Source organism: Streptomyces sp. LS-MS-L19, assembly GCF_058382285.1.
In genome coordinates this window covers 504,033-523,975 of the sequence record NZ_JBYCLL010000001.1, presented here as the reverse complement: position 1 = coordinate 523,975, position 19,943 = coordinate 504,033, and the positions used below count along the sequence as shown (strand labels likewise).

Genomic DNA, 19,943 nt, shown 5'->3' with positions numbered 1-19,943 from the left:
GGAGCGGGACACCTCACCACGGCAGGAAGACGTGCACGTCCTTGCCGCGATCGTCCGGCACCACGCTGACCTGGTCGCACAGGGCGTGGATCAGATGCCAGCCGATGCCGCCGCCGCCCGTGCGGGGGTTGAAGGAGCGGGGGGCGGGCGGCGTCGGATTGGTGTCGCGCAAGGTCACGTGCACGCCGTCGAACGTCCGCCGCATCCTGAGCGCGAAGGGGCCGGGAGCGTACTGGACGGCGTTGGCGGCCAGTTCGGTCACGACCAGCAGGATGTCGTCCCAGTGCTCGGGACTCGCGGGGGGCACGCTCTCGCCGAGGTCGCAGAGGAATTCCTCGGCAGCGAGCCGCGCACCCGTCACACAGTGCGGTTCGCCCGCGAAACGGGTGGTGCGGCTCGGAATCGCCTCGGAAGTCAGTGTCTCTCCCAACGCGGATCGGGCGTCGTGCCGCTCGCGCGGCCCGGCGTCAGCGGGGCTGTCGGACATCGGTCATGGTGCCATTGATCCGTGTTCCCGACGGCGCGCCGCCCAATCGTTCCCACCTCCCCGAACGCGCCAGGCGGCGCCCCGGTCAGCGGAACACGTCGTCCGAGTCGTCCCAGCTCAGCAAGTCCTCCGTCGCGGTGCGCCGGGCGCCGGCCGAGCGGGCCTGGTACATCGCGTCGATCTCGGCGGCGTACCGGTGCACGATCTCGTCCCGGCGGAGCTTCATCGACGGCGTCAGCAGCCCGTTGGCCAGGTCGAACGGCTCCGACAGCACCCGGAACACCCTGATCGACTCCGAGCGCGAGACGGTGCTGTTGGCGGCGGCCACCGCCCGGGCGATCTCCTCCCGCAGCAGGTTCTCCTCCCGCGCCTCCCGCGCCGAGGGATCCTGCTGGGCGAGCAGGACCCCGCGCCAGTGGGCCAGGAACACCGGGTCCACGGTGAGCAGGGCGCCGACGCAGGGCCGGTTGTCCCCGACGACCACCGCCTGGTGGATCAGCGGATGCATCCGCAGCCGGTGCTCCAAGGCGGCGGGAGCCACACTCTTGCCGCTGGTGGTGACCAGGATGTCCTTCTTGCGGCCGGTGATCGTCAGATAGCCGTCGGCGTCCAGCCGGCCCAGGTCCCCGGTGGCCAGCCAGCCGCCGTACAGCGCGGCCCGGGTGGCGGCCTCGTCGTTGACGTACCCCTGGAACACCGAAGGGCCGCGCACCAGGATCTCCCCGTCGTCCGCCACCCGGAGATCCACGCCCGGCAGCGGCTTGCCCACGGTCCCGGACTTCTCCCGGCCCAGCGGCTGCATGGTGATCCCGCCGCAGGTCTCGGTGAGCCCGTACCCGTCGTGGACGTAGAGACCGATGCCCTCGTAGAACAGGGAGAGCTCGCGGTTGAGGGTCGAGCCGCCCGAGGTGCCCCGGCGGGCCCGGCCGCCCAGCGCGGCTCTCAGTCTGCGGTACACCGTCCGCTCGTACAGGGCGTGCTGGAGCCGCAGGTCGAACCCGGGGCCCGGGCCCTCGCCCAGCCGCTGCCGCTCACAGGCCAGGGCGAAGTCACGGGCGGTGTCGGCGGCCCGCTCGAACAGGGCGCCGCGGCCCGACTGCTGGGCGGCGCGCAGGAAGTTCTTGTAGATCTTCTCGAAGACGGAGGGGACCGCGTAGAAGTACGTGGGCCGGAACGACTGGAGGGAGGCGGCCAGCGCCTCCTCGTTCAGGTCGGGCTCGTGGGCCATGAGGAAGCCGCCCCGGATGCACACGCCCTGGATCATGAGGCCGTACACGTGCGAGAAGGGCAGGAAGGCAAGCACCGACGGCTGCTCGCCCGGCGCGGCCGTGATCTGCCGCCAGCCCTCCAGCAGGGTGTCGCAGGGGCTCGCCAGGCCGCGGTGACTGAGCGCGCACCCCATCGGACGCCCGGTGGTGCCGGAGGTGTAGGCGACCACCGCCGTGGAGTCCGGGAGCACGATGCGGCGCAGGGACTCGACCGTCGCGAGCGGGATCAGCTCGCCCCGCTCGGCCAGCTCCTCCAGCGCCCCCGCGTCCAGCTGCCAGACGTGCCGCAGCCGGGGCAGCGCGGCGCACACCGAACCGACCGTCATGACGGCCTGCTCGTCCTCCACCACCACGGCCACACAACCGGCGTCCCGCAGGATCCACTCGACCTGGTCGCGCGAGGCCGTCGGGTAGATCGGCACGACCTCGGCGCCGACCGCCCACAGCGCGTAGCTGAGAACCGTCCACTCGTACCGGGTGCGAGCCATGATCGCCACCCGGTGGCCGGGCGAGATCCCGCAGGAGACCAGCCCCTTCGCGAGGTCCACCACCTCGTCCCGCAGCTCCACCGCCGTGACCTCCTGCCAGCTCCCCGAGGACCCCTCGGGACGGCGGGCGAGGACCGGCAGGGTGGGGTCGAGCTCCGCTCTCTCGAAGACGCTGTCGGCCAGACCGCCGCTGGAGCGCGACAGGGTCCGGGGAGCGAGGGCGAAGTCGCGCATGCGCTGCTCCTGACGTGTACGGGCTGTGACTGCGCCGACGAGCTCGGTCATCCGCGGTGCTCGAATCTAGCCCAGGAGACTGCGGGGGGTGCCTGTATTACGGAAGTAGGCGGTCACCTGTGATCTCGCCGAGATCGGGGGACTCGGACCCCATGAGTTACACGAATCCCGATCCCGAACCCGAGCGCACCACCGGACTGGAGCCGGGCGGCGGCGTACCCCCGGGCGAGACCCCGCCCGCGGAGAGCAGCCTGCCCGAGGCCGGCCCCCGGGAGACGCACAACCCGACCAGGGGCTGGGCCAAGGGCCCGCTGACCCTGATCCTCCTCCTGGTGGTGCTCGTCGCCGCGTTCTTCCTGGTGTACGCGATCGTGCTGGCCCTGTAGAGGACCTATGCCTGGGTCAGCTTCACGCACTCGGTGACCATGTCCCGCAGGCTGCCGGTGCGCTCCAGCAGCTCACGTTGTACGCGGGCGCCGTTGCCGCGGCCCAGCAGTTCGGCACACGACTCGCGGGCCAGGTCCAGGTCGCCGCTGTCGGCGAGCGCCTCCCCGACGTGTTCCAGCAGGGCCCGGACCACCGTCTCGGCGGGCATGCGGTGCATCGTCGCCGGATGCAGCAGCTCCTCCGACAGCCCGGAGCGCGCGGCCCGCCAGGCGGCCATCCGCAGCAGGCTCACGCTGTGCGTCACCGGCTCCCGGCCCTCCCGCCACTCACGGGCGGCGGTCTCCACCAGTCCCCGGGCGAGGGTCGCGAGCAGGACGGGGGTGTCCGCGTGCAGACAGACGTCGGCGACCCGGATCTCCACCGTGGGGAAGTTCCGGGACAGCCGGGCGTCGAAGTAGATCATCCCCTCGTCGAGGATGACCCCGGTCGCCACCATGTCGGCCACCCGCCGGTGATAGCGCTCCGCCGAGCGGAAGGGCTCGGTCGGACCGGCCGACGGCCAGCGCTGCCACACCCGGCTGCGGTAGCTGCTGTAGCCGGTGTCCTTGCCCTGCCAGAAGGGCGAGTTGGCGCTCAGCGCGGCCAGCACGCTCAGCCAGGGCTGGATCCGGTCCACCACGGCGACGGCCTCGTCGTCGGACTCGACGGACACATGGACGTGGCAGCCCATGACGAGCTGCTCCCGGGTGGCGATGCCGTACTGCTCCGCCATCCACTGGTAGCGGCGCCCGATGCCGACGGACGGGCTGACCGGCAGCGGCGAGGTGGCGAGGGAGGCCACCGCGCAGCCGCTCTCGCCGGCGAGCCGGGCGGCCTCCTTGCGGCAGCGCACGATCTCCGCGCGGAGGGCGTCCATCCCCGACTGCGGGTGGGTGGCGAACTCCAGCATCTGGTTGTGGAGTTCCTTCTCGAAGACGTCCTGGCCCGGCTCGTCCTGCGCGGCCCGCGCGAGTACGGCCGCGGACAGCGCCTGCGGCTCGCCGGTCTCCGGATCGACCAGGAGGAGCTCCTCCTCCACTCCGACGGTGCGCACGTGATGCAGCCCTTTCTGTGGCCCTTGGCGACGACGAGGATGCTCGTTCTCGTACGACCCCGACTGCCCCCTCGGGCCGGTCGGACACCTCCGCGTCGCCCGCGGACCTCAGCCGGAGACCGGGACCAGCCACACCGTCGCGAGCGGCGGCAGGGTGAGCCGCAGGACCCCGTCCTCCGCCTTGACCGGGTCGGGGGCGGTGACGTCGCCGCCGCCGTACCGCGCGGAGTCGGTGTTGAGGACCTCCCGCCACAGGGGGAAGCCCTCGGGGACGGCGAGACGGTAGTTCTCGCGCACCGCGGGGGAGAAGTGGGAGACCGCGAGCAGGGGGGTACCCTGCGCGTCGAACCTCAGGAAGGCGAAGACGTTGTCCTCGGCCGCGTCCCCGATCACCCACCGGAAGCCACCGGGGTCGGTGTCCCGCTGCCACAGCGCGGGCGTCTCCCGGTAGACGGTGTTCAGGTCGCGCACGAGATCACGGACGCCGCGGTGGTCCGGCTCGGCGCTGTACGCCGGGTCGAGCAGCCACCACTCCGGGCCGTGTTCCTCCGACCACTCGGCGCCCTGGGCGAACTCCTGGCCCATGAAGAGGAGCTGCTTGCCGGGATGGGCCCACATGAAGCCGAGGTAGGCGCGGTGGTCGGCCCGCCGCTGCCACCAGTCGCCCGGCATCTTGGACACCAGCGCCTGCTTGCCGTGGACGACCTCGTCGTGGGAGATCGGCAGCACGTAGTTCTCGCTGTACGCGTACACCATCGAGAACGTCATCTCGTTGTGGTGGTACTTGCGGTGCACCGGCTCATGGCTGATGTAGCCGAGCGAGTCGTGCATCCAGCCCATGTTCCACTTCAGGCCGAAACCCAGGCCCCCGCTGTCGGTCGGCCGGGTCACGCCGTCCCAGGCGGTGGACTCCTCGGCGATGGTGACGACTCCCGGCGCCCGCCGGTACACGGTCGCGTTCATCTCCTGCAGGAAGGCGACCGCGTCGAGATCCTCCCGGCCTCCGAACACGTTCGGGCTCCACTGGCCCGAGTCGCGCGAGTAGTCGAGGTAGAGCATGGAGGCGACCGCGTCGACCCTGAGGCCGTCGATGTGGAACTCCTCGCACCAGTACACGGCGTTGGCGACGAGGAAGTTGCGCACCTCCACGCGCCCGAAGTCGAACTCGTACGTGCCCCAGTCCGGGTGCTCCGCCCGCCGCCAGTCCCCGGGCTCGTACAGCGGGTCCCCGTCGAAGCGGGCCAACGCCCAGTCGTCCTTGGGGAAGTGGGCCGGCACCCAGTCCATGATCACGCCGATGCCGGCCCGGTGGAGGGCATCGATCAGGTACTTGAAGTCGTCGGGGGAGCCGAGCCGGGAGGTCGGCGCATAGAAACCGGTGACCTGGTAACCCCAGGAAGGGCCGAAGGGGTGCTCGGCGACCGGCATCAGCTCGACGTGGGTGAAGCCCAGCTCCTTGACGTACGCGGGGAGCTCCTCGGCGAGTTGACGGTACGTCAGCCCCTTGCGCCAGGACGGCAGATGGACCTCGTACACCGAGAACGGCGCCTCGTGCACCGGGACCTCGCCCCGCCCGGCCATCCACTCCTGGTCGCTCCACTCGAAGTGCGAGGAGGTCACCACGGACGCGGTGTCGGGCGGCACCTCGGTGCTGCGGGCCATCGGGTCGGACTTCAGGAACCGGACGCCGTGGCGGGAGGTGATCTCGAACTTGTAGCGGGTGCCCTCGCCGATCCCGGGCAGGAACAGCTCCCACACCCCGGACGCGCCGAGCGAGCGCATCGGGAACGCCTGCCCGTCCCAGTAGGTGAACTCGCCGGCGACCCGGACCCCCTGGGCGTTCGGCGCCCAGACCGTGAAGCGGGTGCCGGTGACGCCCTGGTGGGTCATCGGCTCGGCGCCGAGCGCCTTCCACAGCTGCTCGTGGCGCCCCTCGCGGATCAGGTGGAGGTCCGTCTCGCCGAGCGCGGGCAGGAAGCGGTACGGGTCGTGCACCTCCTGCTCCCCGTCCGCGTACGCCACCCGCAGGGTGTAGTCGGGGATCGCGTCGAGGGGGAGCAGACCCGAGAAGAGGCCGTCGCCCTCCGAGGTCAGCGGGCTGCGCTCGCCGTCGATCACCACGCTCACCGAGCGGGCGAACGGGCGCAGCGCCCGGAAGACGATCCCGCCGGCGACCGGGTGGGCGCCGAGCAGCGCGTGCGGGTCGTGGTGGGCGCCCGCCAGCAGCCGGGCCCGGTCGCCGGCGTCCAGCGGCGGGGCCGGGGCCGGAGCCGGGGCACGCCCGACCGGTCCGGACGGCTCGGGCATCGAAGTGTCACGCAGGGCCACGGCTCAGTCTCCTCTCACGGCGAGGCGCTCGATCGCCGCCATCGGAACGGGCAGCCAGTCGGGTCGGTGTCGCGCCTCGTACAGGACCTCGTAGACGGCCCGGTCGGTCTCGTACGCCCGCAGCAGTCCGTGCTTCTTGCGCGGGTCCCAGCCGGCGAGGGCGGCGTAGCCCGCGCAGAAGGCCTCCCGGCAGCGGCGCGCCCACTCCGGACGCCAGGGGCGGCGCTGCCGGGCCGCGTAGTCGAAGGAGCGCAGCATGCCCGCGATGTCCCGCACGGGAGACTGCGCGGTGCAGCGCTCGGCGAGCGGCCGGGACGGCTCGCCCTCGAAGTCGATGACGAACCACTCGCGGCCCGCCCGCAGCACCTGCCCCAGATGCAGGTCGCCGTGCACCCGCTGTGCCGGTGGCCCGGCATCGCAGGTGGCCAGCGCGCCGAAGGCGTTCCGCAGCCCGGGCACGAACGGTCGCAGCGCCGGGACGCTGTGCGCGGCCGCGTCCAGGCGTTCGGCCATCGCGGCCGCCATGGAGCCGTTGTCGCCGTGGGCGCCGTCACCGGGGAACGCGGCGGCCAGCGCGAGGTGCACCTCGGCCATGGCCCGCCCCAGCTCGTGCGCCTGCACGGTGAAGTCGTCACCGGAGGCCAGCGCGTGCAGGGCCAGCGTCCAGCCGTCGGAGGCGTCCCGCAGATACGGCTGGAGCACGCCGAGCGTGGCCTCCTGCGGGTGCGTGGTCCGGAACCAGGCCACCGGCGCGGGCACCCTGCGGCAGCCCTGCCCGGCCAGCGCGACCGGCACCTCCAGGTCCGGGTTGACCCCGGGCTGGATCCGGCGGAAGACCTTCAGGATGAACTCGTCGCCGTACACCAGCGAGGAGTTGGACTGCTCCGCCTCCAGCAGCCGCGGGGGGAGCCCGGCGGGCACCGGCACCGAGGGGTCGCCCTCGAAGCGCAGGGGTCCGGCCGTGCCGGGCTGCCGCAGCCGTTCGAGGAGCAGCTGCGCCGAACGCGGGTCGTGCAGGGCGTCGTAGATCGTGAGGCCGGCCAGCGGACCCTGCTCCGCGCGGCCGATCAGGGCGCGGCCGAGACGCGGTGAGAGGTGCTTCCGCACGCCCAGCAGCAACTGGTAGCAGTCACCGGCCGGGGTGGCGCAGCCCGGCGCGGGCACTCCGCCGTGACTGGCGTGGACCAGCAGGTGCAGACAGCCCGGGAACAGCTCGGTCATGGACAGCAGACCGAGTTCGCTCACGGGCCGGTCCTTGCCCGCGAACCACCGCTGGCGCGGCAGCCACTGGCGCAGCAGCCCGCCCAGCGAGGCCATGAGGTCGCTCGCCGGCGCGGTTCTGGGGCCGAGGGGTGCGGTCTTCGGCATGGTGACGCGTCCTTTCGTCGGCACGCTCAAGAGCGTCGGCCGATGCGGGATGCGACTCGGGAGAGCCGGAACCAGTAGAAGCCGTGCCCGCCGAGGGTCAGCAGATACGGCAGTTCACCGATGGCCGGGAACCGCACCCCGCCGAACAGCTCGACCGGGTGCCGGCCGGCGAACTCGCGGAGGTCCAGCTCGGTGGGCTGGGCGAACCGGGAGAAGTTGTTCACGCACAGGACCAGGTCGTCCTCGTACTCCCGCAGGAAGGCCAGCACGGCGGGGTTGGAGGACTGGAGCTCGGTGAAGGTGCCGAGGCCGAACGCCGGGTTCTGCTTGCGGATCTCGATCATCCGGCGGGTCCAGTGCAGCAGGGAGGACGGCGAGGCCATGGACGCCTCGACGTTGGTGACCTGGTGCCCGTAGACCGGGTCCATGATGATCGGCAGGCTGAGCCGGCCCGGATCCGCCGTGGAGAAGCCCGCGTTGCGGTCGGGGGTCCACTGCATGGGGGTGCGGACGGCGTCCCGGTCGCCGAGCCAGATGTTGTCGCCCATGCCGATCTCGTCGCCGTAGTAGAGGATCGGCGAGCCGGGCAGCGCCAGCAGCAGGGCGGTGAACAGCTCGATCGTGTCCCGGTCGTTGTCCAGGAGGGGGGCGAGGCGCCGTCGGATGCCGATGTTGGCGCGCATCCGTGGGTCCTTGGCGTACTCGGCCCACATGTAGTCGCGTTCCTCGTCGGTGACCATTTCGAGGGTCAGCTCGTCGTGGTTGCGCAGGAAGATGCCCCACTGGCAGTTCTGCGGGATGGCCGGGGTCTTGGCGAGGATTTCCGAGACCGGGTAGCGGGACTCGCGGCGCACGGCCATGAAGATGCGGGGCATGACCGGGAAGTGGAATGCCATGTGGCACTCGTCGCCGCCGGACTCGTAGTCGCCGAAGTAGTCGACGACGTCCTCCGGCCACTGGTTCGCCTCCGCGAGCAGGACCGTGTCGGGGTACATCGCGTCGATCTCGCGGCGCACCCGCTTCAGGAACTGGTGCGTGGCGGGCAGGTTCTCGCAGTTGGTGCCCTCCTGCGCGTAGAGGTAGGGCACGGCGTCGAGGCGGAAGCCGTCGATGCCGAGGTCCAGCCAGAAGCGGAGGGCGGCGAGGATCTCCTCCTGGACGGCCGGGTTCTCGTAGTTGAGGTCCGGCTGGTGGGAGAAGAAGCGGTGGAAGAAGTACTGGCCGCGGACCGGGTCGTAGGTCCAGTTGGAGGCCTCGGTGTCGACGAAGATGATCCGGGCGTCCTGGTACTGCTTGTCGTCGTCGGCCCACATGTAGTAGTCGCCGTAGGGGCCGTCGGGGTTGGCGCGGGACTCCTGGAACCACGGGTGCTGGTCGCTGGTGTGGTTCATGACGAAGTCGATGATCACGCGCATGCCGCGCTGGTGGGCGGCGTCGACGAACTCCACGAAGTCGGCGAGGTCACCGAACTCCGGCAGTACGGCGGTGTAGTCGGAGACGTCGTAACCGCCGTCCCTGAGCGGCGACTTGAAGAACGGCGGCAGCCACAGGCAGTCGACACCGAGCCACTGGAGGTAGTCCAGTTTGGCGGTCAGGCCCTTGAGGTCGCCGACACCGTCGCCGTTGCTGTCCTGGAAGGAGCGGACCAGCACCTCGTAGAAGACCGCTCGCTTGAACCAGTCGGGGTCCCGGTCCTTCGCCGGAGTGTCCTCGAAGGTGTCGTGGACGGGCTCGTTGACAGTCACGCTGTGGATCCTCCGCTCTGAGGCGCCGACCTACGGACCTGGAACACGTGCGCGGGTGCCCGGCCGGGCTCCAGGCGCACGTAGTTGTTTCTGCCCCAGCGGTAGGTCTCACCCGTCAGTTCGTCGTGGACGGAAAGGGACTCGTGCCGTTCCAAGCCGAGTTGCGGCATGTCCAACGAGACCGTGGCCTCCTGGGTGTGGTGCGGATCGAGGTTCACGACCACCAGGACCGCGTCGTCACCCGTGCGCTTGCTGTAGGCGATGACCGAGTCGTTGTCGGTGTCATGGAAACGGAGGTTCCTGAGCTGCTGGAGCGCCGGGTGGCTGCGCCTGATGGTGTTGAGCTGGGTGATCAGGGGGGCGAGGCTGTCGGGACTGTCCCAGTCGCGGGCCTTGAGCTGGTACTTCTCCGAGTCCAGGTACTCCTCGCTGCCCTCGCGCAGCGGGGTGTTCTCGGCCAGCTCGTAGCCGGAGTAGATGCCCCAGGTCGGTGAGAGGGTGGCGGCCAGGACCGCGCGCAGCGCGAACGCCGGACGGCCGCCGTGCTGGAGGAAGGCGTGCAGGATGTCGGGGGTGTTGGCGAAGAAGTTCGGCCGCATGTAGGAGGCCGCCTCACCCGACAGCTCGCTCAGGTACTCGGTCAGCTCCTGCTTGGTGGTGCGCCAGGTGAAGTACGTGTACGACTGCTGGAAACCGATCTGCGCCAGCGTGTGCATCATCGCCGGCCGGGTGAACGCCTCCGCCAGGAAGATCACATCGGGGTCGGTGGCGTTGATGTCACCGATCACCCGCTCCCAGAAGACGACCGGCTTGGTGTGCGGGTTGTCCACGCGGAAGATCCGCACCCCGTGCCCCATCCAGTGCCGCAGCACCCGCACGGTCTCCGCGACCAGCCCGTCCAGATCCGCGTCGAAGGCGATCGGGTAGATGTCCTGGTACTTCTTCGGCGGATTCTCCGCATACGCGATGGTGCCGTCGGGGCGGTGGTGGAACCACTCCGGATGCTTCTGCACCCACGGATGGTCCGGCGAGCACTGCAGCGCGAAGTCCAGCGCGATCTCCAGCCCGTGCGCGGCGGCCTCCCGCACGAACCAGTCGAAGTCCTCGATGGTGCCCAGGTCCGGGTGGACCGCGTCGTGGCCGCCCTCCGGCGAGCCGATCGCCCACGGCACGCCCACATCGTCCGGGCCGGCGGAGAGGGTGTTGTTGCGGCCCTTGCGGAAGGTGGTGCCGATCGGGTGGATCGGCGGCAGGTAGACCACGTCGAAGCCCATCGCCGCGATCGCCGGCAGCCTGCGGGCCGCGGTACGGAACGTGCCGTGCGGCGTCTCGGGGGTGCCCTCCGAACGGGGGAAGAACTCGTACCACGAGCCGAACAACGCCCGCTCCCGCTCCACCAGCAGCGGCAACGACTCCGACGCCGTGATCAACTCCCGCAGCGGATGGCGGGCCAGCACCGCGTCCACCTCCGGGGTGAGCGCCCCCGCCAGACGGGTGGCGACCGGCAGCGAGTCGTCGGCGAGCGTCTTGGCCGCGGCCAGCAGCACCGCCCGCTGCGGGCCCTCCGCGACGCCCGCCGCCGCACGGGTGTAGAGCTCGGCGCCCTCCTCCAGGACGAGTCCCGTGTCGAGGCCGGCCGGCACCTTTATGCGGGCGGTGCGCCGCCAGGTGTTCACCGGGTCGCTCCAGGCCTCCACGCGGTACGTCCAGCGCCCCTCGACGTCCACCGTCACCTCGGCGCCCCAGCGGTCGGTGCCCGGGGCCAGCTCCCGCATCGGGGTCCAGGGACTGTGCCGGCCCTCCGGGTCGGTGAGGACGACATTCGCGGCGACCGCGTCGTGCCCCTCGCGGAACACGGTGGCAGTGACCTCGAACGTCTCTCCCACGACCGCTTTCGCCGGGCGCCTGCCCGACTCGACGGCAGGACGGACGTCCCGAACGGGGATGCGGCCGATGGCCGGGGTGGTGCTCATGCTCTCGCCTCCGTCGTGCTCGAGGCCGGGCACTGAGGGCGCCCGGCCGGGGGATCGAAGCTGCGCCGGAAGGCTGTCACCTCCCCGCGGTGGAACGTTCCGCCGATCTCGGAGGACCCCGTCTGACGGCGGCGCTCGCGTGCGGGAGGTCGCTCTGCTCCTGCAGATAGGCGATCACGCTGCTCCGCAGATAGCGCTCGGCCGCGTCGGCGGCCTCGCGGGCACAGCGCTTGCCCATCAGCACGCACAGCGTGTAGCCCGAGTCCTCGAAGGTGCTCCGGACGGCGCGGTCGGCGGGGGAGGCGAGCATCCGGCGCTCCCAGGCGCGGTAGCGCCTCAGTTGCCTGGCGACTTCGGCTTTGGCCGGTAGCAGCATGGCGCCGTTCACCTTTCGGAGGTGGGGAGATGCGGGACCCGCGAGATCTTCACTCATGGTGCACGGGTAACGACTCAGCGTCTTGTTGGGTCTTCAACGACCTTTATGCCGCCTCGTCCGCCCCGACCGGCTTCATTCGCCTCGCGAATCGCTCGTGTTGCACGAATGGCGTAGCACTCCCACTCTGGAGTGACTCTGAAGCGAACAGCGCTCACGCTCCGTGTGTTTCGGGGCCCGGCCCCGCGGGGGCCGGGAGGAGCGGGAGCTTCGCCGGTGAGGAGCGACGACGATGAAGACCGCAGTGCCCTGCTACTACCACCTCGACGTGGAGGTCAGCCCGGAACGGGTCGGGCAGGTCAGGCGCATCCTGGCCGCCCATCTACGGCTCTGGGACCTGGAGACCCTGGTCGAGCCCGTCTGCCGCGGTGCCGTCCTGCTGCTGAAGGCGATCGACGAGCACGCGACGGACAAGAACACCTCGATCGAGCTGTGGTGGAACGGCCAGCACCTCATCACGGCCATCGGCGAGAACGACTGCGATCTGCGCCCGGACCTGGATCTGCGCGCCTGCCTCGAGCGCATCGCCGCGATGAGCGACGGCTGGGGCTGCTGCGCCACGGAGACCGGCAGCAAGGTCATCTGGTTCTCCCAGCGGGCCCGTGCGGGCGAGCGCGTCCCGCTGGTGCCGACCGTGCCCGCGCCCAGCCTGCGGGAGGGCCTCCAGGTGCCGCGCGAGCTTCCGGTCGCGGCCCTGGCCACCGCTGCCGCCGACGGCGGGTGCTGACGTGCCGACGTCCAGGAGGAAGCCGTCCAAGAACGGGAAGCGGGTGCCCGCCTGGAGCGGGCGCCCGTACCCGCTGGGCGCCGCCTTCGACGGCGAGGGCACCAACTTCGCGCTGTTCAGCGAGGTCGCCGAGCGCGTCGAACTCGTCCTCGTCGACGAGCGCGGCGGCCACAGCGAGGTCCCGCTGACCGAGGCCGACGGATTCGTGTGGCACGGCTATCTGCCGGGTGTGGGGCCGGGACAGCGCTACGGCTATCGGGTGCACGGCCCCTGGCAGCCCGAGTTCGGCCACCGGTGCGACCCGTCGAAGCTGCTGCTCGACCCGTACGCCAAGGCGGTGGACGGCCAGACGGACAACCACCCCTCACTGGTCACGCCCCAGGCCGACAGCGCCGGGCACACCATGCTCGGCGTGGTCACCGACCCGGCCTTCGACTGGGGCGACGACCGACCGCCCTGCCGGCCCTACGCCGACAGCGTGATCTACGAGGCGCACGTCCGCGGACTCACCCGCACCCACCCCGACGTCCCGCCCGAACTGCGCGGCACCTACGCCGGTCTCGCCCACCCTGCGGTGATCGGTCATTTGACCTCGCTCGGCGTCACGGCCGTCGAGCTGATGCCGGTGCACCAGTTCGTGCAGGACGGGGTGCTCCAGGACCGCGGTCTCGCCAACTACTGGGGCTACAACACGATCGGCTTCTTCGCGCCCCACAACGCCTACGCCGCCCACGGCACCCGCGGTCAGCAGGTCGCCGAGTTCAAGACGATGGTGAAGGCGCTGCACGCGGCCGGGCTCGAGGTCATCCTCGACGTGGTCTACAACCACACCGCCGAGGGCAACGAGAAGGGGCCGACCCTGTCCTTCCGGGGCATCGACAACGCCTCCTACTACCGGCTGGTGGACGGCGACTGGGGCCACTACTACGACACCACCGGCACCGGGAACAGCCTGCTGATGCGGCACCCGTACGTCCTTCAGCTGATCATGGACTCGCTCCGGTACTGGGTCACCGAGATGCACGTCGACGGGTTCCGCTTCGACCTCGCGGCCACCCTGGCCCGGCAGTTCCACGAGGTGGACCGGCTGTCGGCGTTCTTCGACCTGATCCAGCAGGACCCGGTGATCAGCCGCGTCAAACTGATCGCCGAGCCTTGGGACGTGGGCGAGGGTGGCTACCAGGTGGGCAACTTCCCGCCGCTGTGGTCGGAGTGGAACGGCAGGTACCGGGACGCCGTACGGGACTTCTGGCGCGCCGAACCGCACACGCTCGGGGAGTTCGCGTCCCGGCTGACCGGCTCCTCCGACCTCTACCAGCACAGTCGGCGCCGTCCGCGCGCGAGCGTCAACTTCGTGACCGCGCACGACGGCTTCACGCTGCGCGACCTCGTCTCCTACAACGACAAGCACAACGAGGCCAACGGAGAGGGCGGCCGGGACGGGGAGAGCACCAACCGGTCCTGGAACTGCGGGGCGGAGGGCGACACGGACGACCCCGCCGTCCTCGAACTCCGGGCCCGCCAGCAGCGCAACTTCCTCGCCACGCTGCTGCTCTCGCAGGGCATCCCCATGCTCTGCCACGGCGACGAACTCGGGCGCACCCAGGGCGGCAACAACAACGCCTACTGCCAGGACAACGAAGTCTCCTGGATCGACTGGGCGCTGAGCGAGGAGCAGCGCGAACTCGCCGCGTTCACGCGGTACGTGATCGGACTGCGGGCCGCGCATCCCGTGCTGCGCAGGCGCCGCTACTTCCGCGGGGAGACCGTGACGCACGCGGGGCAGCCGCTGCCGGACCTGGTCTGGCTGCTGCCGGACGCCCGCGAGATGACCGAGGCGGAGTGGCAGCGGTCCGACGCCCACTCGGTCGGTGTCTTCCTCAACGGCGACGCCATCGCCGAACCCGACCCGCGCGGACGCCGGGTGGTCGACGACTCGTTCCTCCTACTGCTCAACGGCTACTGGGAACCCGTCGACTTCCGCCTCCCGGACTCCGCGTACGGCGACCGCTGGACGACCCTGCTCGACACGGCCGAGCCGCAGGGCGCCGACGAGTCGGAGCACAAGGCCGGCACGGAGATGACGGTCGAGGCCCGCAGCCTGGTGCTGCTGTCCCGGCCCTCCCGCACGGGCGCCTGAACAAGAGCCCCGCACCCGGTCGACGGGTGCGGGGCTCTTCGCCGGGTGGACCCGGGACGCTCAGCGTGTCCGGCGCGATGTCACCGTGAACCGGGCTCCGTCCGGGTCCCGCAGCACGGCCTCGGTGCTGTGCTTCGTCAGGACGCTGCCGCCGTGGGCCTCGGCGGCCTTGGCGCAGGCCGTCACGTCGGTGACCGCGAAGTGGACCTGCCAGTGCGGGCGGATCGTGGGGTCGGGCGCCGAGCCCAGGGCTCCCGACTCGATGCGGGCCACCACGTCACCGCCGCTGCGCAGCACCACCTCGCCGCCCTCGTAGTCGACCTCGCAGCAGCCGGGGCGTCCCGTCGCCCACTCGAGGACCTCGCCGTAGAAGATCGCCGCGTCGAACGCGTCACGGGTGTGCAGCCGCACGAAGGCCGGCTGGGCCCGGCGCCACACCTCCCAGTTGGCGATCAGCTCGCCCTCCCAGATGCCGAAGGTCGCGCCGTCGCGGTCGGAGAGCAGGGCCGCCCGGCCGGGCGGGAAGGACAGCGGGCCCACCGCCAGCGTGCCGCCGCGCTCCTGGACCCGGGCCACCGCCTCGTCCGCGCTGGGCACCGCGAAGTACGGCGTCCAGGCCACCGCCATCTGCCACATCGACGCCACCGCCGCGATGCCGGCGACCGGCGTGCCGTCCGCCAGTGCCACCCGGAAGCGCTCGCCGAGCTTGGCCGGCTTCCACTCCCAGCCGAGGACGGCTCCGTAGAAGTCCTCCGTGGTCTGCTGGTCGCGGCTGGTCAGGCTCACCCAGCAGGGGGCCCCGAACACATGGTGGCTGGAGACGACGTCCGCGGTCGTGCCGGGGAGTCTCGGGTCGTGGTTCATGGCGGTCGCGTCCTGCTCTCGTCGGGCTGCGGCCAGTGGGTCCTTCACCCAGTGTCGTTCCGGAACAGCTGTGGCCGCCTGCCGAGTACCCCGCGGGAGCCGCCGAAACGGTGCCCCTTCCGGCCTCCGGCCCGGTGGCGCCGGGCCGTCCGAGTGACAGGATGGAGGGGTGCCAGGCATCCCGGAGGAACCGGCCGCGGAGTCGGACCGGATCTTCGCGCTCCAGGAGGAGATCGACCAGCTGAAGGAGGCGGTCGTCTCCCATGCCGTCGTGGACCAGGCCATCGGGATGGTCGTCGCGCTCGGCAGGGTCACCCCGGACGAGGGCTGGGCGGTACTGAGGGACGTCTCCCAGCACACCAACATCAAGCTGCGCAGCGTCGCCGACCTCATCCTCATCTGGGGGCGGTCCGGGGACATCCCGCGGGAGATCCGCGTCGAGCTCGAAAAGGCCCTCGAGCACTACGGGCCGACACAGATCCCCGGGGCGCCACCGGAGTGACGGCGCCCCGGCAGTCGAGGGACGGGATCAGCCGGCGTCGGCCAGGACCTCCTCGCGCAGCCGGTCGAAGCAGGTGCTGAGCAGCCGGGAGACGTGCATCTGGGAGATGCCGAGCTCCTCGGCGATGCCGCTCTGGGTCATGCCCTTGAAGAAGCGCAGGTAGAGGATGGTCCGCTCGCGCTCAGGCAGCGCTTCCAGACAGGGCCGGACGGCGACCCGGTCGACGACGACGTCGTAGCCGGGGTCGGGGCCGCCGAGCGCGTCGCCGAGGGCGTAGCCGTCCGTGCCCGGCATCTCCGCCTCCAGTGACAGGGCCGAGAAGCACTCCAGCGCCTCCGCCCCGGTGCGCACCTCGTCCTCGGTCAGATGCGCCCGCTCGGCGATCTCGGCGACGCTGGGGGCCCGGCCGGGGGTCTGCGCGAGCTCCTTCGAAGCCTGCCGGACCCGGTTGCGCAGGTCCTGCACCCGCCGCGGTACGTGCAGCGTCCACATGTGGTCGCGGAAGTGCCGCTTGATCTCGCCGGTCACGGTCGGCACCGCGTACGCCTCGAAGGCGCTGCCGCGGGCCGGGTCGTAGTGGTCGACGGCCTTGACGAGCCCGAGGGCGGCCACCTGGTAGAGGTCCTCGAGGGACTCGCCGCGGCCCCGGAAGCGGACGGCGATCCGCTCGGCCATGGGCAGCCACAGCTCCACCAGTTCGTCCCGCAGCGCCTTGCGCTCCGGGCCTTCGGGCAGCCGCGTCAAACGCTCGAACGCCGCGTTGGTGTCGGGGGCGTCGTCGTGCGGATGGGGCTTGGTTCTGGTGGCGACGGTCATGTCGCGCACCTCCCTGAGCGGGTGCTGGATGGACAGACACCGTGGGAGGAACGCACGCGGACTGTGAGACAGACATCCGGAACCCGCTCGGCGGGCCCCCACGGAGGTGCCTCCTGTCCGAAGCACTGTTGTACGGATTCCCGCTATCGGGTGAAACAAAACAAAAGCCCAGATCGCCCGATATGGGCCCGAGGCGCGCGTGTATGGGCCCGAGGGGTGCGCTTGACTCGCTCTTGGTCGAGATTGCCTCTGACACAGAGGTAATCTCGCCGCATGGACGAGGAGACCTTTCCCGAAGAGCTGGCCGACGCCCTCGTCGGTGTCCAGCGGCTGCTCAGGCGCAGGTTGCGCGCCGGACTGACCGTGCCGCGGCTGCGCGGTGCCGAGGTCGAGCTGCTGCGCCTGGTCGAGTCGCGGCCCGGCATCGGTGTCTCCGAGGCCGCCAGGGAACTGCACCTCGCCGGGAACTCCGTCTCCACCCTCGTCAACCAGCTCGTCAAGGAGGGTCACCTGGTCCGCGAGACCGACCCCGCCGACCGGCGCGCCGCCCGCCTGCTGCTCACCGAGCGGGCCGAGACCCGGCTCAGGGACTGGAAACAGCGGCGTGTCGCACTCGTGGGACGGCACGTCGCCCGGCTCGACACGGCCGACCAGGAAGCCCTGCGAGCCGCCCTGCCGGCCCTGCGCGCCCTTGCCGTCACCCTGCACGAGGAGGCCGAGGAGTCATGACAGCCGACGCTGTTTCCTGCACCGGGCTCGACTACGCCTTCGGCGCCACGAAGGCCGTGGACGCACTGGACCTGACCGTGGGGGAGGGCGAGGTCTTCGGACTGCTCGGCCCCAACGGCGCCGGCAAGACCACCGCCATCCGCTGCATCACCACCCTGCTCCCGGTGCCGGCCGGCATGATCCACGTCTTCGGCCGCGACACCGCCGAGGACGCGATGGCCGTACGGCGCCTGCTGGGCTACGTCCCGCAGCAGCTGTCCGCCGACGCGAACCTGACCGGCCGGGAGAACATCACCCTGTTCGCCCGCGTCTTCGACGTGTCCCGCAGGGAACGCGCCGAGCGGGTCGCCCAGGCCCTGGCCGCCGTCGACCTCACCGACGCCGCCGACCGGCTCGCGGGCACCTACTCCGGCGGCATGGTCCGGCGCCTGGAACTCGCCCAGGCCCTGGTCAGCGCGCCCCGGCTGCTCATCCTCGACGAGCCGACCATCGGCCTCGACCCGATCGCCCGCACCGGCGTCTGGGAGCACATCAACGCCGTACGCGAAGCGACCGGCATGACCGTCCTCGTGACCACCCACTACATGGACGAGGCCGACCAGTACTGCGACCGGGTCGGCCTCATGCACCGCGGCCGCATCCGCGCCCTCGGCACCCCCGAGGAACTCCGGCGGGGACTGGCCGAGAAGCGGGGCACCGACACCCTGCCGACCCTGGAGGACGTCTTCCGGGACGTCGCCGGCAGCGGACTCGAAGACGAAGGAGGGGATTTCCGCGATGTCCGAAGCACCCGCCGCACCGCGAACCGTGTCGGCTGACATCGGCCTGCTGCTGAGGCCGCCGGAGCCCCGCGCGGGCTGGCGGCTGCTGCCCGCCCGGGTGGTGGCGATGTGCGCCGTCGAGCTGCAGAAGCTCCGCCACGACCGCACCGAGCTCTACACCCGCGCCGTCCAGCCCGCCCTGTGGCTGCTGATCTTCGGCCAGACCTTCACCCGCATCAAGGCGATCCCCACCGAGGGCATCCCCTACATCGACTACCTGGCGCCCGGCATCATCGCCCAGTCCGCGATGTTCATCGCCATCTTCTACGGCATCCAGATCATCTGGGAGCGGGACGCGGGCATCCTCAACAAGCTCCTGGTCACCCCCACCCCGCGCTCGGCACTGACCACCGGCAAGGCCTTCGCGGCCGGCGTGAAGTCACTGATCCAGGCCGTCGTCGTCATCCTCATCGCCGCCCTGCTCGGCGTTTCCCTGACCTGGAACCCGCTCAAGCTCCTCGGGGTCGGCCTGATCGTGATCCTCGGCTCGGCCTTCTTCTCCTGCCTGTCCATGACCATCGCCGGCATCGTGCTCAGCAGGGACCGCCTGATGGGCATCGGACAGGCCATCACCATGCCGCTCTTCTTCGGCTCCAACGCCCTGTACCCGCTCTCCGTCATGCCGGGCTGGCTCCAGGCCGTCAGCAAGGTGAACCCCCTGAGCTACGAAGTCGACGCCCTGCGCGGCCTCCTGCTCGGCACCCGGGCCCATCTGGCGCTCGACTTCGGCGTGCTGGCCGTGGCCGCCGCGCTCGGCATCACCGCGGCCTCCTCGCTGCTCGGCCGGCTGGCCCGTTGATCACGCATGTTGATCATGCGTGGGGAACGTGATGTGCGGCACGCCCGCGGAAGGGTTTTTCCGGCCGCTTGGCGGATTCTTCCTGCGCACGGCTTGATCAGCGATCAAAGGGGGTGAATTCCCTGGCCACAGCGCATTCTGCTCATTTGACAGTGCATTGAGCACACAGATAGGAAGCAGCTCTCTGAGGTCGAAGAGGTGCACTGTGTACGAGCCGAACGTGGTCGGGGACTGGCAGGAGTACGACGAGCATGCCGGTCTGCGTGTCCGCGTCCACCGTCTGGAGGCGGCCGAGCCGCCGCGGGGACGCGACGACGCCGCCGAAGGGCTCACCTACTTCAGCGTCCGCGTGACCGTGGAGAACCGCGGGGAGAAGCACCCGACGGTCCACCTGGAGGACGGCCAGATCGACGTCCGGATCGGTCCCGACGGGGAGAGCGCCTTCATCGACTGGCGCAACTCGCAGTTCATCGAGGGCTTCGACGTCTACCCGCTGCGCCGCGCCACCGCCGTGCTGTTCGCGGCGGGCCCGGAGACGAGCCTGAGCCAGATCGACGTGCAGATCCAGCTGCGGGTCGACGACGAGTGGGCCGACCGCCGGCTGTGGGCCGGCGGCATCGGACTCGACGAGCGGACCGCGCACGCGGGGGCGGGCCGCGAGGGCCTGGCCTGCCAGGTCAGCAACTTCCTGCGGGACCAGGCCGAAGAGGGCACGGCCTGAGCCGCCGTTCTCGGTTTTCG

Annotated in this window: 18 protein-coding genes; 8 read left to right on the top strand and 10 right to left on the bottom strand. The window is 70.9% G+C overall.

What is annotated here, in order from left to right; genetic code table 11:
- Positions 1-13: 13 nt before the first annotated feature.
- Together AC2XR2_RS02285 and AC2XR2_RS02280 are read right to left on the bottom strand one after the other, a co-directional pair.
- Positions 14-487: an ATP-binding protein gene (locus AC2XR2_RS02285; RefSeq protein WP_330269066.1), complete on the bottom strand. Its 474-nt coding sequence runs from the start codon at positions 485-487 to the stop codon at positions 14-16.
- 85 nt (positions 488-572) lie between these two features.
- Positions 573-2,477 (bottom strand): AMP-dependent synthetase/ligase, encoded by a 1,905-nt coding sequence (locus AC2XR2_RS02280; protein ID WP_491514078.1) that lies wholly within the window; start codon positions 2,475-2,477, stop codon positions 573-575.
- A gap of 152 nt (positions 2,478-2,629) precedes the next feature.
- Between AC2XR2_RS02280 and AC2XR2_RS02275 the strand changes: the two genes are divergently transcribed.
- Positions 2,630-2,863, top strand: a complete 234-nt coding sequence (locus AC2XR2_RS02275) for a DUF6480 family protein (RefSeq protein WP_381307396.1) — start codon at positions 2,630-2,632, stop codon at positions 2,861-2,863.
- Positions 2,864-2,868: 5 nt separating this feature from the next.
- Here AC2XR2_RS02275 and AC2XR2_RS02270 read toward each other — a convergent pair whose 3' ends face one another.
- The 6 genes from AC2XR2_RS02270 to AC2XR2_RS02245 form a co-directional block, all read right to left on the bottom strand.
- Positions 2,869-3,957 (bottom strand): glutamate--cysteine ligase 2, encoded by a 1,089-nt coding sequence (locus AC2XR2_RS02270; RefSeq protein ID WP_491514077.1) that lies wholly within the window; start codon positions 3,955-3,957, stop codon positions 2,869-2,871.
- Positions 3,958-4,065: 108 nt separating this feature from the next.
- On the bottom strand, positions 4,066-6,285 hold the full coding sequence (glgB, locus tag AC2XR2_RS02265) for a 1,4-alpha-glucan branching enzyme (protein WP_491514076.1): 2,220 nt from the start codon (positions 6,283-6,285) through the stop codon (positions 4,066-4,068).
- A 3-nt stretch (positions 6,286-6,288) separates the two neighbouring features.
- Entirely contained in the window at positions 6,289-7,653 is a 1,365-nt protein-coding gene (locus AC2XR2_RS02260; RefSeq protein ID WP_491514075.1) for a maltokinase N-terminal cap-like domain-containing protein, read from the bottom strand.
- A gap of 26 nt (positions 7,654-7,679) precedes the next feature.
- Positions 7,680-9,398, bottom strand: coding sequence for a maltose alpha-D-glucosyltransferase (gene treS, locus AC2XR2_RS02255; protein ID WP_491514074.1), 1,719 nt, complete (start codon positions 9,396-9,398; stop codon positions 7,680-7,682).
- A complete protein-coding gene (locus tag AC2XR2_RS02250) occupies positions 9,395-11,371 on the bottom strand; it encodes an alpha-1,4-glucan--maltose-1-phosphate maltosyltransferase (protein WP_491514073.1) in 1,977 nt (658 codons plus the stop codon). Before AC2XR2_RS02250 ends, treS begins: the two co-directional genes overlap by 4 nt.
- 76 nt (positions 11,372-11,447) lie before the next feature.
- Positions 11,448-11,747 (bottom strand): DUF5133 domain-containing protein, encoded by a 300-nt coding sequence (locus tag AC2XR2_RS02245; protein WP_381307410.1) that lies wholly within the window; start codon positions 11,745-11,747, stop codon positions 11,448-11,450.
- A gap of 289 nt (positions 11,748-12,036) precedes the next feature.
- Between AC2XR2_RS02245 and AC2XR2_RS02240 the strand changes: the two genes are divergently transcribed.
- Both AC2XR2_RS02240 and glgX read left to right on the top strand, forming a co-directional pair.
- A complete protein-coding gene (locus tag AC2XR2_RS02240) occupies positions 12,037-12,531 on the top strand; it encodes a pep a2 (protein ID WP_381307412.1) in 495 nt (164 codons plus the stop codon).
- 43 nt (positions 12,532-12,574) lie between these two features.
- Positions 12,575-14,671, top strand: a complete 2,097-nt coding sequence (glgX, locus tag AC2XR2_RS02235) for a glycogen debranching protein GlgX (RefSeq protein ID WP_491518389.1) — start codon at positions 12,575-12,577, stop codon at positions 14,669-14,671.
- A gap of 60 nt (positions 14,672-14,731) precedes the next feature.
- Here glgX and AC2XR2_RS02230 read toward each other — a convergent pair whose 3' ends face one another.
- Positions 14,732-15,535 carry a VOC family protein gene (locus tag AC2XR2_RS02230; RefSeq protein WP_330269076.1) on the bottom strand — a complete coding sequence of 268 codons (804 nt, stop codon included), beginning with the start codon at positions 15,533-15,535 and terminating at the stop codon, positions 14,732-14,734.
- Between the two features lie 169 nt (positions 15,536-15,704).
- Here AC2XR2_RS02230 and AC2XR2_RS02225 point away from each other — a divergent pair, with 169 nt between their 5' ends.
- On the top strand, positions 15,705-16,037 hold the full coding sequence (locus AC2XR2_RS02225) for an ANTAR domain-containing protein (RefSeq protein WP_491514072.1): 333 nt from the start codon (positions 15,705-15,707) through the stop codon (positions 16,035-16,037).
- Between the two features lie 27 nt (positions 16,038-16,064).
- Here the strand turns inward: AC2XR2_RS02225 and AC2XR2_RS02220 are convergent, their stop codons facing one another.
- Positions 16,065-16,853 (bottom strand): SigB/SigF/SigG family RNA polymerase sigma factor, encoded by a 789-nt coding sequence (locus AC2XR2_RS02220; protein WP_381302386.1) that lies wholly within the window; start codon positions 16,851-16,853, stop codon positions 16,065-16,067.
- Between the two features lie 273 nt (positions 16,854-17,126).
- Between AC2XR2_RS02220 and AC2XR2_RS02215 the strand changes: the two genes are divergently transcribed.
- The 4 genes from AC2XR2_RS02215 (at position 17,127) to AC2XR2_RS02200 (ending at position 19,923) form a co-directional block, all read left to right on the top strand.
- Entirely contained in the window at positions 17,127-17,582 is a 456-nt protein-coding gene (locus AC2XR2_RS02215; protein WP_381302385.1) for a MarR family winged helix-turn-helix transcriptional regulator, read from the top strand.
- Positions 17,579-18,400, top strand: a complete 822-nt coding sequence (locus AC2XR2_RS02210; protein ID WP_381302384.1) for an ABC transporter ATP-binding protein — start codon at positions 17,579-17,581, stop codon at positions 18,398-18,400. Before AC2XR2_RS02215 ends, AC2XR2_RS02210 begins: the two co-directional genes overlap by 4 nt.
- Positions 18,360-19,202: an ABC transporter permease gene (locus AC2XR2_RS02205; protein ID WP_381302383.1), complete on the top strand. Its 843-nt coding sequence runs from the start codon at positions 18,360-18,362 to the stop codon at positions 19,200-19,202. Before AC2XR2_RS02210 ends, AC2XR2_RS02205 begins: the two co-directional genes overlap by 41 nt.
- A gap of 205 nt (positions 19,203-19,407) precedes the next feature.
- Positions 19,408-19,923 (top strand): hypothetical protein, encoded by a 516-nt coding sequence (locus AC2XR2_RS02200; protein ID WP_381302382.1) that lies wholly within the window; start codon positions 19,408-19,410, stop codon positions 19,921-19,923.
- Positions 19,924-19,943 lie beyond the last annotated feature (20 nt).